Consider the following 11915-nt stretch of genomic DNA (forward strand, 5'->3'; position numbering starts at 1 on the left):
CGGGGCCCCGCGAGTCGAGTCGCGGATCATTTTCGGCAATCTTCAGCGTGGGGAAAACAGCGGCGCCCCGACCGGATGGCCGGGGCGCCGCTGGGCGTCGGTGTGCAGGTCGCCTCTCGGCGAGTGGCACGACGCGGCTCCAGCCGGACGGTATTCCGCGAAGGCAATTTGGGTGAGGCCCGGGGACACTGGACACACCGACGCTCTGCACAACGGTACGAGGGGTGCCGTTCTTCCGCTGCGCTTCGTGACCGCAGTCACCTGAGTTTTGGTGGTGGGGCTGGGTGCTCTTGCGGGCTGGTTGCTGCGGTGAGGTGGTTGCTGTTGTGGGCTGGGGGCGACCGTGCGTCGCGGTCTTCCTTTCTGGTACGACCTGCTGCCGTGGCCGTGGGCGCTGCTGCGCCAGTGCGCGCTTCGGGATCTTTGACGGTTCCGGTCAGCGCTGACGGGCGGCTGTCCAAGGTTCCGGAAACGGCTGCTGGCCGGCACCCGCGTTCGGGTGCCGGCCAGCGGCTTGTGCGTGTTCTTCAGTTGGTCAGCTGATCAGGTGGGTCAGCTGTTCCAGTGCTGGGCGACCAGGTCAGCGGCCTGCTGCTCCCACTGGGCGTAGGCGTCCGGGTAGGCCGACACCTGCACCGTCTGCGCGGCCTTGGTCAGCGGCATGTCCTGCCACCCGTCGACCTGCTTCAGACCCTTCTCAAACGCCAGGGTCGCGTACTCCGGGTCCGTGATCTGCTCCGGCGTACCCCAACCCGAGCTCGGGCGCTGCTGGAACAGGCCCAGCGAGTCATGGTCATTCTTGTCGCCGAGGTGGCCCAGGTTCTCCAGCTTCGACTCCTGCAGACTCGTGGCGATCGAGATCACCGCGGCCCGCTCCGGCAGCCCGGCCTTCTTCGTCGCGGCGATGATCGCCTTCGCATTCGCGGTCTGCTCGTCGTTCAGGGTGATCTTCGACTGGGCGCCCTGCACACCATGCGGCACCAGCTTGCCCATGTCCGGCTTGTCGGCCTGCACCGCCGCCACCGGGTTGGCGTGCACCGGCTCAGCAGCGTGAGCGGCGATCGGACCGGCGAACACACCACCGGTGAAAGCCAGACCAGCAACACCAAGAACACTCTTACGCAGCATCGAATTCATGACGAAAGCTCCATTCGGGGGTTGGCGCACACACCGATGGGGGTCGGCTACATGTGCGCAAGCACCGTCAGGCGCTCAAACAAAAGAGGGGAAAGTCTTCGACCGGCTGGCTCGCGGGGCAACGGGGGATCGCCTCTTCGCGGCGCCGGGACCATATCCAACGACCGGCGGCCCGCCAACATTCCGGCCTGGCCATCCCACCACACCGGGCGGCTTCCTCGGTCGCGAGTCATCTGCAACGACCGGCGGCCCACCAACATTCCGGGCCTGGCCACCCCGGCCTGCGGGGCGCCTTACTCGGCCGTGCACCCGTGTTCAACGACCCCCGGCCGCCAGAGATTCCAGGCAGAGGATGCCGACCGTCACCGCAAACCGGACACCACCCACCACAACCCCCGGCCAAGTGGCCGACCCCCTCCGTTGATCCACTCCAGATCCCGCAAACGGGGCATCGCCGACCACAACGCTCGGGCGGGCGGCCGGCAACCCCCGTAGATCCACTCCACGTACCGCATGAGCGGTATCCGGCACCCGCGACACCACCACATACCGCACACCGAGTCGATCACCGCCCCGGCACAACAAACGAGGCGACACTTTCAGGGAAAGTGGCCCCAGAACGCCGCGAGGGCCCACCTTCGGCGAAAGCGCGCCCTGAGCACCCACCCCGGCAGACCGAAGACAGGCCAGCCACGACCGGCCAACCAGGGCGAGCCCCAGCCCGCACCCCGAGGCACGAGTCACGCAGCCCGCCCCGCCCACCCACGATTGGGTATCAGCTACGCCTCGCATCCGGTCGGGACGGCGAATGCGCACGACGTACACCGGACGCGAACCACGCAGACCGCACACCCGAACGGCGCCGGACCACGACCCGGGTGTGGCCCGCCGTGACCGGCGAAGGGATCAAGCCTGACCGCCGGGAGCCGGGCACGGCGGGCCACACCCCAACCGCAACCAAGGACAGCAGCGGCCCGTGGCGGGGCGCAGGCCGCACCCCAACGGCGACAGCGACCCGTGACGGGCACGGCGGGCCACATCCGCACCACATCGACGAACAGGACATCGGGAAAACCGGAGACAGGGGTTACCCTGACAGCATGTCGGTCGTCACCAGCGCGTACCTCGCCCGCCCCGGGCGTCCCGCCGTGGTGACCCGCACCCTCGCCGAGCTCACCGGCCCCACCCGCGGCATCGTCGAGCTGCCGGTACGGCTGATGTGGAGCAGCGAGCGTGCCTTCGATCTCGGCGAGCCGGACGACCTGCTCTGGATGTACGAGAACGTGCTGCGGGAGACCACCCGCGTCGACGACCTGCGCGAGCTGATCGACGGGCGGACGTTGCGCCGGGTGTGGCGGCGGTTGAACCTGCCCCGGGGCGTCCGCCTGGCCTGGGAGAGCCGGCACCGGGACCTGCGTACCGCGTGAGCCATCTGCACGACTTCTACCGGGACGTGGCCCGGGTGGCCCTCGCTGCCGCCGGGCCGCACCGGTTCGTGCTCGGCGGCGGCGTGGCGTGGGCGGCGCACGGCCTGGTCACCCGCCCCACCGAGGACGTGGACCTGTTCGCGGACGTGGAGGGCGCCGCCGCCGCGGCGGCGGCCGGGGTGCGGGCCGCGCTGGAGCGGGCCGGCTATCAGGTGGTGGACGCGGATCCGGGCAGCGAGCTGGCGGAGCTCTTCGACGGCTTCGACCGGGACATGCGGGACTTCGTGGTGAGCCGGGACGGCCGGCAGATCCGGCTCAGCCTGGCCCGGCTGGACCGGTACCGCAGCCCGGTGGTGATGGACCTGGGTCCGGTGATGGACGTCCGCGACCTGATCGCCAACAAGACCGCCGCGCTGGTCAACCGCCGGGAGGTACGCGACTTCATCGACGTCTCCGCCGCCCTGGACCGGTACGACGTGACGGAGCTGCTGGCGCTGGCCCGGCAGGTGGATCCGGCGCTGGACCTCGAGGACGTCCGGGCGGCGGGCCGCTACCTGGACGAGGTGCCGGACCGGCGGTTCAGCCGCTACGGGCTGGACGCCGACCAGGTGGCCGAGGTGCGCCGCCGGATGGCCGCCTGGCCCCGCTGACCGGGCAGTTCCGGCTGCGCCTCACCGGGTGAGCTTGCCGCCAGTAACCCCGAGGATCTCCCCCGTCACGTAGCTGGACTCCTGTGAGGCGAAGAAGACGTACGCGGGGGCGAGCTCGGCCGGCTGGCCGGGGCGGCCCGACCTGGGTGGTGGCGACCCTGTAGTACTTGCCCGTCCCGGGTTGTGCCTGGATCGCCGCGGTGATCTTCTCGGTGTCGTCGGCGCTCAACGCTCGCGGCGCGGTGTTGAGGGCAGGGCCGGTTCCGCGCGGTGGGGCGAAGGTGTCGATGACGACGTCGGCGGCGGCGTGGTCCTTGGCGATCTGCACCTGGTTCAGTGAAGCGGCCACGCCGACGGCGAAGGTGACCGTGGCCGCGCCGAACATGATCGCGGCGAGCACCGCGGCGGCACGGGCGGGCCGGGCGAACGGGTGGGCCAGTCCGAGGCTGACCGGTCGCGGCAGCGGGAGCCGGGCGGTCAGCCGGGCCGCCCATTGCCCGCGGCCGGGGCGGGGCGTACGTCCGACGGCGATCGCATCGACGGTGCGGAGCCGGCCGGCCCGTAGCGCCGCGGCCCACGCGGTCAGCGTCACCATGCCCAGCGCGCCGACGACCACGACGGCGTCGACCCACCAGGTGACGCCGGCGGTGGTCGTGCCGTAGAGCTGATCGGTGTCGGCCAGTACTGGGATGGTCAGGAGATTCCCGGCCACGACCCCGGTCGCGATGCCGACCGCGGCCGGAAGCAGCGCCTGGGTCACGTAGGCCCGCACGACCTGCGCGGGAGTGAACCCGATGGCCTTGAGGACGCCGATGCGTCGCGTTGCGGTGCCGACCGCGCCGGCGATCACGGTGCCGACGACGAGCACGGACATGACCAGGCCCAGTATCCCGAACGCGACCAGGAACGGCAGGAACAGCGCGACTTCGCGCTCGTTGGCGTCCTTGACGGTGAGCCACGATTGCGCCCCGGCCAGCGCCGGCGATCCGACGAGGGCGACCACCGCCGCCTGACCCCGGTCGACGTGCGCGGCGGTGCTCGCCTCAGCGAAGCGGTAGAGCATCTGGTACCCGCCGGTCGCGCCGGATGCGGCCAACGTGGCGATGTCGGACGGTGACACCCAGGCGTCGGCGGTACGGGTGACCGACCGGGCGACGCCGACCACCGTCAGCGTCGGCTGCCCCGGCAGGTCGGGAAAGCGCAGGACGGTATCCAGCGGGGACGGCCCGACGGGGTAGTCGGCGGAGAGCACGATCTGGCCGGGGCGGTTCACCCACCGTCCCTGGCTCAGCGGCACGCGGTCCACTTCTCCGCCGGGCGTCGTGCGGCCGACGATCGTCATCGGCGGCAGGTCGATGTCGGCGGTGGCATCGCGTGGCGCGGCGGTCGCGGTGGGGAACGGGCCGGCGGCCGCGATGACACCGGTGGTCCGCGCGGAGGCCGCCAGCCGCGCGGGCGTCGTCTTGGCCGCGTCGAACTGCGCCGTGAGGTGCGCGCCGTGCTGCTGGGTGAACGCGCGGTCGAACGGCCCGCTGGAGGCGGCCACCAGGGATCCGCCGAGCACCGAAGCGGTCACCGTCATCATCGTGGCCAGCCCGATCACCACGGTCTGTATCCGGCGGCGTGCCACGCCGGAGCGCACCACGCGGCCCATCGCGCTCATCGGGCCCGCCCCACGGTGACAGCTCGGGTTTTGTCGGCGACGACCCGGCCGTCCACGAGTCGGATCGTGCGGGTTGCGCACGACTGCGCCAGGGCCAGGTCGTGCGTGACCAGGACGATCGTCTGGCCGTCGGCGTGCAGGTCGTTGAGCAGCCGCTTGACCTCGTCACCGGAGGCGGTGTCCAGCGCGCCGGTCGGTTCGTCGGCCAGCAACAGCGTTGGCCGGTTCATCAACGCCCTGGCTACGGCGACGCGTTGCCGTTCGCCGCCGGAGAGTCGGCCGGGATAGGCGGCGGCGTGCCGGGCAACGCCGAGCGCGTCCAGCAGTTCCTCGGCGCGGAGGCGGGCCGCACCGCGCGTCATGCCGGACAGCTGCGCGGGCAGGACGACGTTGTCGATGACGGTCAGGTCGTCGAGCAGGTTGAAGAACTGGAACACCATGCCGATCTTGTCGCGCCGGTAGCGGGCCGAGCCCGCCTCGTTGAGCTTGTCGACGCGTACGCCGTCCACGGTCACGGTGCCGCCGCTCGGCCGGTCCAGACCCGCGATCAGGTTGAGCAGCGTGGACTTGCCGCTGCCGGAGGGCCCGAGGACGGCGACCGCCTCGCCGGGCGCGATGCTCAGCATCGTGTGATGCAGTGCGGGCGGCCCGTCGTCGTATCGGCGCGTTACGTCGTGCAGCTCGATGGCTGGCACGGTCATCGTCGTCTCCCTCGGCTTGCTGATGCGCTGGTGGACGACGCTAGGCGCGGTCGGTATCCGGACTCGTCGGCCCGGCGAGCGATCTTCGGCAGCCCTGCGGGATGACGGCGATGCAGGTCATCCTTACGGCCTACGCTCTCGGCGTGAGCCCAGTGGATCTTCAGACCGATGCCGTCGGCCGTGGCGCAGGGCCAGAATGGGCCGGGTGACAAGGTGGCATCGATGACGCACCAGCTGCGGGCATGGTTGGGTCAGCTGCTGCGCCCATCGGGTCCGTTGCCACGGCTCTCCCGGCGCACCCACGTCTTCGACGCGGTCCTCGCGCTCGGCCTCGGTCTCGTCGCGATCCGGGCGAGCTACGGCGTGTCCTCTATCGCCGTCACCGGGGACATCGCCGTGCCGGGACGGCCGGATCCCCCGGAACCACCGATCCCGCTGGAACCGGCGGGCACCCTCGCGGCGAACGTTCCGGCGCTGGCCCAGCATCACCTCATCTGGGCGATCGTGATGCTGCTCATCGCGGCGCCACTGGCGGTGCGCCGCCGCTATCCGTTGGCGGCGCTCTGGATCGTCATGGGCACGGCCGTGGCGGTGGCCACGGTGACGGACGACCGCGCCACGCTGAGATTCTCGTTCTACGCCTGCGTCATTGCCGCGTACAGCGCGGCGGTCTACAGCCCGTACCGGCTTCCCGCGTTGGCGAGCCAGTCCGCAGCGGCCCTGCTGTACACCAGCTTCAGGCATCGTCGGCTTTGCCCACCGTCTCCGCCGATGCCGTCCCTTTCCTGGTGCTGATCCCCATCGCCATCGCGACCGACGGGCTGCGCAGGTGGCGGCGCCGGGCCGAAGAGGAACGCGCGCGGACGGCCGCGCTGCAACGCGAACGGCAGGAGGCCCTCCGCCACGCTGCCGAACAGGAACGCGCCCGCATCGCCCGGGAACTGCACGACGTCGTGACGCACAACGTGAGCATGATGGTCATCCAGGCCGGCGCCGCTCGCAGGGTGATGGCAGCGGACCAGGAGCAGGCCCGCGAGGCGTTGCTTGCGGTCGAGGCGGGCGGCCGGGCGGCGATGTCCGAGCTGCGTCACGTGATGGGGCTGCTGACGATGAACGCCGACGGCGCGGATCCGGCCGGCTCTGCCGACCTCGCACCCCAGCCCGGCCTCGACCGGCTCGACGCGCTCGTCGCGGGCGTACGGGTCAGCGGCGTTCCGGTCCAGCTACGCGTGGCCGGGCAGCCGCGTCCCGTGCCGGAGGGGATCCAGCTGGCGGCCTACCGGGTAGTGCAGGAGGCGCTGACCAACACCGTCAAGTATGCGGCCGGCGCGTCCGCGACTGTCGTCGTCGACTACCACGCCGACCACCTGCGCGTAGAGGTGGTCAACGGCAGCGGTGCACCGCGCGGGCCGGCAGCGACCGGCAGCGGGCGCGGGTTGATCGGGCTTCGGGAACGGCTTGCCGTCTACGGTGGAACCCTGCTCGCCGGTCCACGCCCCACCGGCGGCTACCGCGTCCGCGCGCAGATCCCCTTGGAGGCCCCGTGACCCTGCCGCTACGTGTCGTGATCGCCGACGACCAGGCACTGGTCCGGGCCGGCTTCCGGATGATTCTGACCAGCGACGGCGTCGACGTGGTCGCCGAGGCCACCAACGGCAGCGAAGCGGTCGATGCCGTCCGGCGCACCCGCCCTGACGTGGTCCTCATGGACATTCGAATGCCCGAACTGGACGGCTTGGAGGCCACCCGGCGCATCCTCAGCGGCGCCGTCGCCGACCAGCCAAGCGTGATCATGCTGACGACCTTCGACCTCGACGAGTACGTGTACGCGGCGCTGACCGCTGGAGCCAACGGATTTCTCCTCAAAGACGTCAGCCCTGAACACCTGCTTGCCGCTGTCCGGTTGGTCCGCACCGGCGACGCGCTCCTCGCGCCCGCGATCACCCGCCGCCTTGTCGAACGATTCGCCCGCCGCCACCACAGCGAGACGCCCATGATTCCCCGCGACCTGGCCGCCCTGACCGCACGCGAGCTCGATGTCCTGCGCCTGCTGGCCGAGGGCCTCAACAACGCCGAAATCGCTGACCGCCTCACCGTCTCCGAATCGACCGTCAAGACCCACGTTGCCCACATTCTCGCCAAGCTCGGACTTCGCGACCGCGTCCAAGCCGTCGTCCTCGCCTACCAAACGGGGCTTATCAACCCGGCAACATCGCCATAGCCCGCCTTGACATGGGCCGCCGGATGGCTCACGCTACGCTCGCTGTTCTGAACGACTCGTCGATGGTCGGGTGCGCCGCGAAGCACCACTCCCCCATGAACGTTGATCCTCGGAGCGTGAGCGCTCCCGTCCGGTGAGCCCGTCGATCCGGGTACGGCCCCGCCGAGAGATCCGGGCCGCCCGCCGACCCCGCGCCCACCGATGTTGGGACCATCTGATCGCCGCCCCGTTGTGGCCGATGCACGGTGCGAATCTCGGCACTCTGCTGCGTACCTGCGACGCCGTCGGGGCATGCCTGGCCGTACCTCGCTTCGGCTGGGTCGATGAGGCCATCGTCCGCGGCAACACGCTACGCCGGCCCAGCTGCATACACCGAGCTGGCGACCCAGCGGGCTGGCTGCGGGCACAGAAGGACGGTGGGGCGCACATTGTCGGTGTGGAGCTGGCCGACGAAGCGATCCGGCTCGCCGAACTGCCGACCGCCTCCCGGCGAACCGTCATGGTCCTCGGCCATGAAGCCACCGGCATCCCACCGGAAGCACTCGACCTGCTCGACACCGCCGTGGAGATCCCCATGCTCGGCACCGGAGAGAGCCTCAACGTCGCGGTGGCTGGATCCCTCGTGCTGTACAAGCTCGCTGGACTCATCTAGACGGTGTATGACAACTACGCCAGGTGGGAGGCGGACGGGACGGCGCAGCGGATCCACGACCAGTCGCCGGCGCCTGGCGCGCACCTGCGGGATCCCGTCGCCGGACCGCCGGGCGTACGCGGTGATGGTGCTCGTGTGGGCTCCACGGTTACAGTTGCAGGGCGGCGTTGAGCGCGGCCAGGTACGCCCCGGCCTGCGCCCCGTTGACCAGCCGGTGGTCGTAGGCCAGCCCGAGGTCGGCCATCATCCGCTCGCGCACCTCACCTCCGACGTCCAGCACGACCTCGCGGTGCACGTCGGGCACCGACAGGGCACAGGTGACGCCGGGCGGGATGATCGGCTGGGCGTAGATCACGCCGGGGGTGTTGTTGAGCGCGACCAGGAAGTTCATCCCGGCCATGTCGTCCTCGCGTAGCCGGTTGCGCAGCGCCTTCATTCGCAGCTCGACCACGGTGTCGGCGAGGTCGCCCAAGGCCTGGTTCGCCGCGTCGCGGATGACCGGCAGGAACAGCCCGGTGCCGACGTCCACGGTGAGCCCGACCGACGGCTGTGCCGCCTCGATGACCCGGCCGTCCCCGGTGAGCTCGGCGTAGAGGGCAGGGAACTGCTCGTGCAACTTGGCCACGGCAGCGATGACAACCTCGGTCAGGCTGACATCGGCGCCGGTCTCGTCGGCGGCCCTGCGCGCGTACGCGAGGGCGGCGGTCACGTCGACCCGCACGGCGGTGAAGGCGACCGGGATTTCCCGGTGTGAGGTGGCCACCACGTCGGCGATGCGGCGTTGCGACGGTGGCAGCGGCCGCCCCGGCAGCGCCGGTTGCGTCACCGCGGACGGTTCAGCGGCCGGGGGTGCCGCAGCAGGGACGGCACCGGCGGACAGGATGTAGCCGATGGTCGAGCCCGGGACGCAGTTGGCTCCGGCGGCGAGGTCCTGGCGCAGGACACCCGCGTGCGTCGCTGCCAGCTCCTCGATCGCCTTGGAGGTCTCGACCGCCGCGATCACCTGTCCGATTTCGACGGTGGCGCCGGCTGGGACCAGCCACTCCAGCAGCACATAGCTGTCGTCGTTGTTGTTGAGCTTGGGTACGCTCACCGCGACGCCCTGCTCCGCCGCCCGCGCCTGGCGCAACCTGGTCAGCGGCGAACTGGCCCTGGGAGCCGGAGCCGTACCAGCGTGTGACTGCTCGGTGGGCGCCTGGCCAGCGAGTGCTACAACCGCCGCCACCTGCGCCACAAGCGTGCAGGGCGTTTCCCATGACGGCGCAGCCCGATCGCGACTCGCCGCTCCCGACGGGGCAGGCTCGCCAGTGGAGCGGTGCATGATCCGTTCCAGGATCGTGTCTGTGCTGAGCAGGACCGCCCGTTCCAGGTGCGGTGCCGACGGAATGATGCTGGCGGCCGAGCTGACAAGCTCGATCGGCCGACGCAGCAGCGGCCACGCGGCGGCGTAGAGCCGGGTGGCGACCTCGCTTCCCCAGGTGCCGCCAGCCGTGCTCTCCTCGGCGATGATCACGCCGTCCGCACTGTCGAGCAGGCCGAGCACACCGTCGACATCGAAGGGGTAGAGCCGGGCTGGGACCAGCACCTCGACATTGCGCCCCTGCTCCCAGGCTTTTTGGGCGGCGGCGATCGCCCGGTTGGCGACCCCGCCGGGCGCGATGACCAGCGTCGGCGCGGCGGTGGCAGCCGGGTCGTAGACGCGGGCCCAGTTGCGGTCCGCGCCCAGCAGCGCGAAGGCGAGGCGGTCGTCGACGCGGTTGTCCACGTATCTCCGCTGGGTGTAAAGGATCTTGTCCTCGAACAGCATGGACGGTTCGCCGCGGTGCAGCGCGGCGGCGAGCACGTCGGCCGCGTCGTGCAGTGGCGACAGCTCGAAGAGCGCGAGGTGCGGGATGCCGATGAAGTGCTTCTGCACGCTCTGGCTGTGCGTCGGGCCGTAGCCCCGCCCACCGCCGACGGGGAAGCGGATCACGACCCGCATCGGGGTGTGCTCGCCATACATGGTCACGGATTTGGTGAGGAAGTTGATGATCTGGTCGAAGGCGAGGCCGACGAAGTCGCCGAACATGATCTCGACGATGACCGTGTCACCGCAGAGCGCCAGGCCACCCGCGACGCCGGTGATGCCGTTCTCGCTCAACGGCGTGGACAGCACCCGGTCCGGGTAGGCCGTCGACAGGCCCTGGGTGACCTTGAAGGCGCCGCCGTAAGGGTCGACGACATCCTCGCCCAGCAGCCAGGCCCGCTCGTCAGCGGCGAACAGCTCGTGCAGGGCGCGGTTGAGGTTCTGGCTCATTCGTTCGGGGCGCGTCACGCCACGCCGCCGCTCGCCAGGGGCCGGGCCAGCGCCGCGGCCGAGATCTCCGCGACCTGCTGCCGGGCCTGCGTGTCAGCGGCCGAAAACTGTGCCGGGTACGCGGCCGCGTACCGCTGCAGCCAGTCGAGGTGGCGCAGCCGGCGAATCTCGTCGGCCGGGCGGGAGTCGTCGCCCTTGCTGTGCGGGCCGAGCCGGACCGTGTGCTGCACCAGCACATGCGGCTGTCGGTTGGCGCGGACCCGCTCGATGTGCGGCGCGGCGGCGGCGCGCACCTCGTTGAGGTCCAGCGAATCCGACTCGCTGAAGGTGATCCCGAAACCGGCGACCCGGCCGCCGATGGTCCCGGCCAGCTGCTCTGTGGTCGGGGTGGACTGGGCGATCCGGTTGTGCTCGACCACGACCAGCAGCGGCACCCGCCACAGCTGCGCCATGTTGAGCGCCTCGTAGAGGGCGCCTTCGCCCCAGGTGCCGTCACCGATGTAGGTCACCACGATCGCGTCCTGCCCGGTGCGGTTGAGGTGCAGCCCCACGCCGACTGCGGCGGGCAGGCTCTCGCCCTGCACGCCGGTGGACAGGAACCGTTCCCGGCGCAAGTGCTGGCTGCCACCGCGCCCATGGCACACCCCGCCCTCCCGGCCGAGCAGTTCCGCCAGCAGGCCGTCCGGGTCAGTGCAGTGGGCCAGGTAGTGCCCGTGCCCTCGGTGGTTGCTGAACACGAAGTCCCCGGTCAGCAGCGGGGCCAGTGCGACCGGGATGTATTCCTGGCCGAGGCAGGTGTGCGTGGTGCCGGTGATGTGGCCGTCCGCGTACAGGCGGAGCAGTTCCTCCTCGAATCGGCGGATGAGCAGCCCGGTGCCGAGGTCGGCGTCGCTAAGCGGAGACGGCGCGGCGGATGTCATTCCTCGACGCCCCGCTGCGCGAGCAGCTCGCGCAGGTCCGCCACCGACCGAACGGCCCGGATCTCCCGTGGCGTGATGGCGATCCCGTACGTGTCCTCGACTGCGGCGACGATTTGGAGGTGTCGCAAGCTCACCCAGGCCGCTGTGGTCGCGGGACCGGTCTGCGCGTCGACCTGATCGACCGGCAACGCCAGGACGTCGGCGACGAGCCGCACCAGGCGACTGGACATCAAGTGTCCCTTCCCAGA

General features: G+C 70.8%; 11 protein-coding genes and 2 pseudogenes. 6 read left to right on the plus strand and 7 right to left on the minus strand.

The annotated features are described in order from the left end of the window. Nucleotides 1-552: 552 nt before the first annotated feature. Nucleotides 553-1137: a hypothetical protein gene (locus tag A6A27_RS04655; RefSeq protein ID WP_073833211.1), complete on the minus strand. Its 585-nt coding sequence runs from the start codon at nucleotides 1135-1137 to the stop codon at nucleotides 553-555. A 1100-nt stretch (nucleotides 1138-2237) separates the two neighbouring features. On the opposite strand from A6A27_RS04655, the gene A6A27_RS04660 reads away from it, so the two are divergent. Both A6A27_RS04660 and A6A27_RS04665 read left to right on the plus strand, forming a co-directional pair. Further along, on the plus strand, nucleotides 2238-2564 hold the full coding sequence (locus A6A27_RS04660; RefSeq protein ID WP_073833212.1) for a hypothetical protein: 327 nt from the start codon (nucleotides 2238-2240) through the stop codon (nucleotides 2562-2564). Next, nucleotides 2561-3214, plus strand: a complete 654-nt coding sequence (locus A6A27_RS04665) for a nucleotidyl transferase AbiEii/AbiGii toxin family protein (protein WP_073833214.1) — start codon at nucleotides 2561-2563, stop codon at nucleotides 3212-3214. The genes A6A27_RS04660 and A6A27_RS04665 overlap by 4 nt, the downstream gene beginning before the upstream one ends. Before the next feature lie 21 nt (nucleotides 3215-3235). Here the strand turns inward: A6A27_RS04665 and A6A27_RS42845 are convergent. From A6A27_RS42845 to A6A27_RS04680, 3 genes and pseudogenes are all read right to left on the minus strand, one after another. Further along, a pseudogene (locus tag A6A27_RS42845) lies at nucleotides 3236-3352 on the minus strand (SDR family oxidoreductase); the annotation flags it as partial. Nucleotides 3353-3776: 424 nt separating this feature from the next. Next, nucleotides 3777-4877 (minus strand): annotated as a pseudogene (locus tag A6A27_RS47075) (FtsX-like permease family protein); the annotation flags it as partial. Then, on the minus strand, nucleotides 4874-5578 hold the full coding sequence (locus A6A27_RS04680) for an ABC transporter ATP-binding protein (RefSeq protein ID WP_073833215.1): 705 nt from the start codon (nucleotides 5576-5578) through the stop codon (nucleotides 4874-4876). The gene A6A27_RS04680 and the pseudogene A6A27_RS47075, both read right to left, overlap by 4 nt. A 222-nt stretch (nucleotides 5579-5800) precedes the next feature. Between A6A27_RS04680 and A6A27_RS45665 the strand changes: the two genes are divergently transcribed. From A6A27_RS45665 to A6A27_RS04695, 4 genes are all read left to right on the plus strand, one after another. Beyond that, nucleotides 5801-6373, plus strand: coding sequence for a DUF7134 domain-containing protein (locus A6A27_RS45665; protein WP_241825067.1), 573 nt, complete (start codon nucleotides 5801-5803; stop codon nucleotides 6371-6373). Then, the gene (locus tag A6A27_RS45670) at nucleotides 6367-7125 is read left to right on the plus strand and encodes a sensor histidine kinase (protein ID WP_241825068.1); all 759 of its coding nucleotides are present in this window, start codon (nucleotides 6367-6369) and stop codon (nucleotides 7123-7125) included. The genes A6A27_RS45665 and A6A27_RS45670 overlap by 7 nt, the downstream gene beginning before the upstream one ends. Further along, the gene (locus tag A6A27_RS04690) at nucleotides 7122-7799 is read left to right on the plus strand and encodes a response regulator (protein WP_198940185.1); all 678 of its coding nucleotides are present in this window, start codon (nucleotides 7122-7124) and stop codon (nucleotides 7797-7799) included. Before A6A27_RS45670 ends, A6A27_RS04690 begins: the two co-directional genes overlap by 4 nt. Nucleotides 7800-8037: 238 nt before the next feature. Then, nucleotides 8038-8451, plus strand: coding sequence for a TrmH family RNA methyltransferase (locus tag A6A27_RS04695; protein ID WP_198940186.1), 414 nt, complete (start codon nucleotides 8038-8040; stop codon nucleotides 8449-8451). A gap of 148 nt (nucleotides 8452-8599) precedes the next feature. Here A6A27_RS04695 and A6A27_RS04700 read toward each other — a convergent pair whose 3' ends face one another. From A6A27_RS04700 to A6A27_RS04710, 3 genes are read right to left on the minus strand one after another with little or no spacing between them, the layout of a single operon-like run. After that, a complete protein-coding gene (locus A6A27_RS04700; RefSeq protein WP_073833219.1) occupies nucleotides 8600-10765 on the minus strand; it encodes a 2-oxo acid dehydrogenase subunit E2 in 2166 nt (721 codons plus the stop codon). Next, nucleotides 10762-11667 carry a thiamine pyrophosphate-dependent dehydrogenase E1 component subunit alpha gene (locus tag A6A27_RS04705; RefSeq protein ID WP_073833220.1) on the minus strand — a complete coding sequence of 302 codons (906 nt, stop codon included), beginning with the start codon at nucleotides 11665-11667 and terminating at the stop codon, nucleotides 10762-10764. The genes A6A27_RS04700 and A6A27_RS04705 overlap by 4 nt, the downstream gene beginning before the upstream one ends. Beyond that, entirely contained in the window at nucleotides 11664-11897 is a 234-nt protein-coding gene (locus tag A6A27_RS04710; protein WP_073833222.1) for an acyl carrier protein, read from the minus strand. The genes A6A27_RS04705 and A6A27_RS04710 overlap by 4 nt, the downstream gene beginning before the upstream one ends. Nucleotides 11898-11915: the final 18 nt, after the last annotated feature.

Source organism: Micromonospora sp. CB01531 (assembly GCF_001905095.1).
GTDB lineage: Bacteria > Actinomycetota > Actinomycetes > Mycobacteriales > Micromonosporaceae > Micromonospora.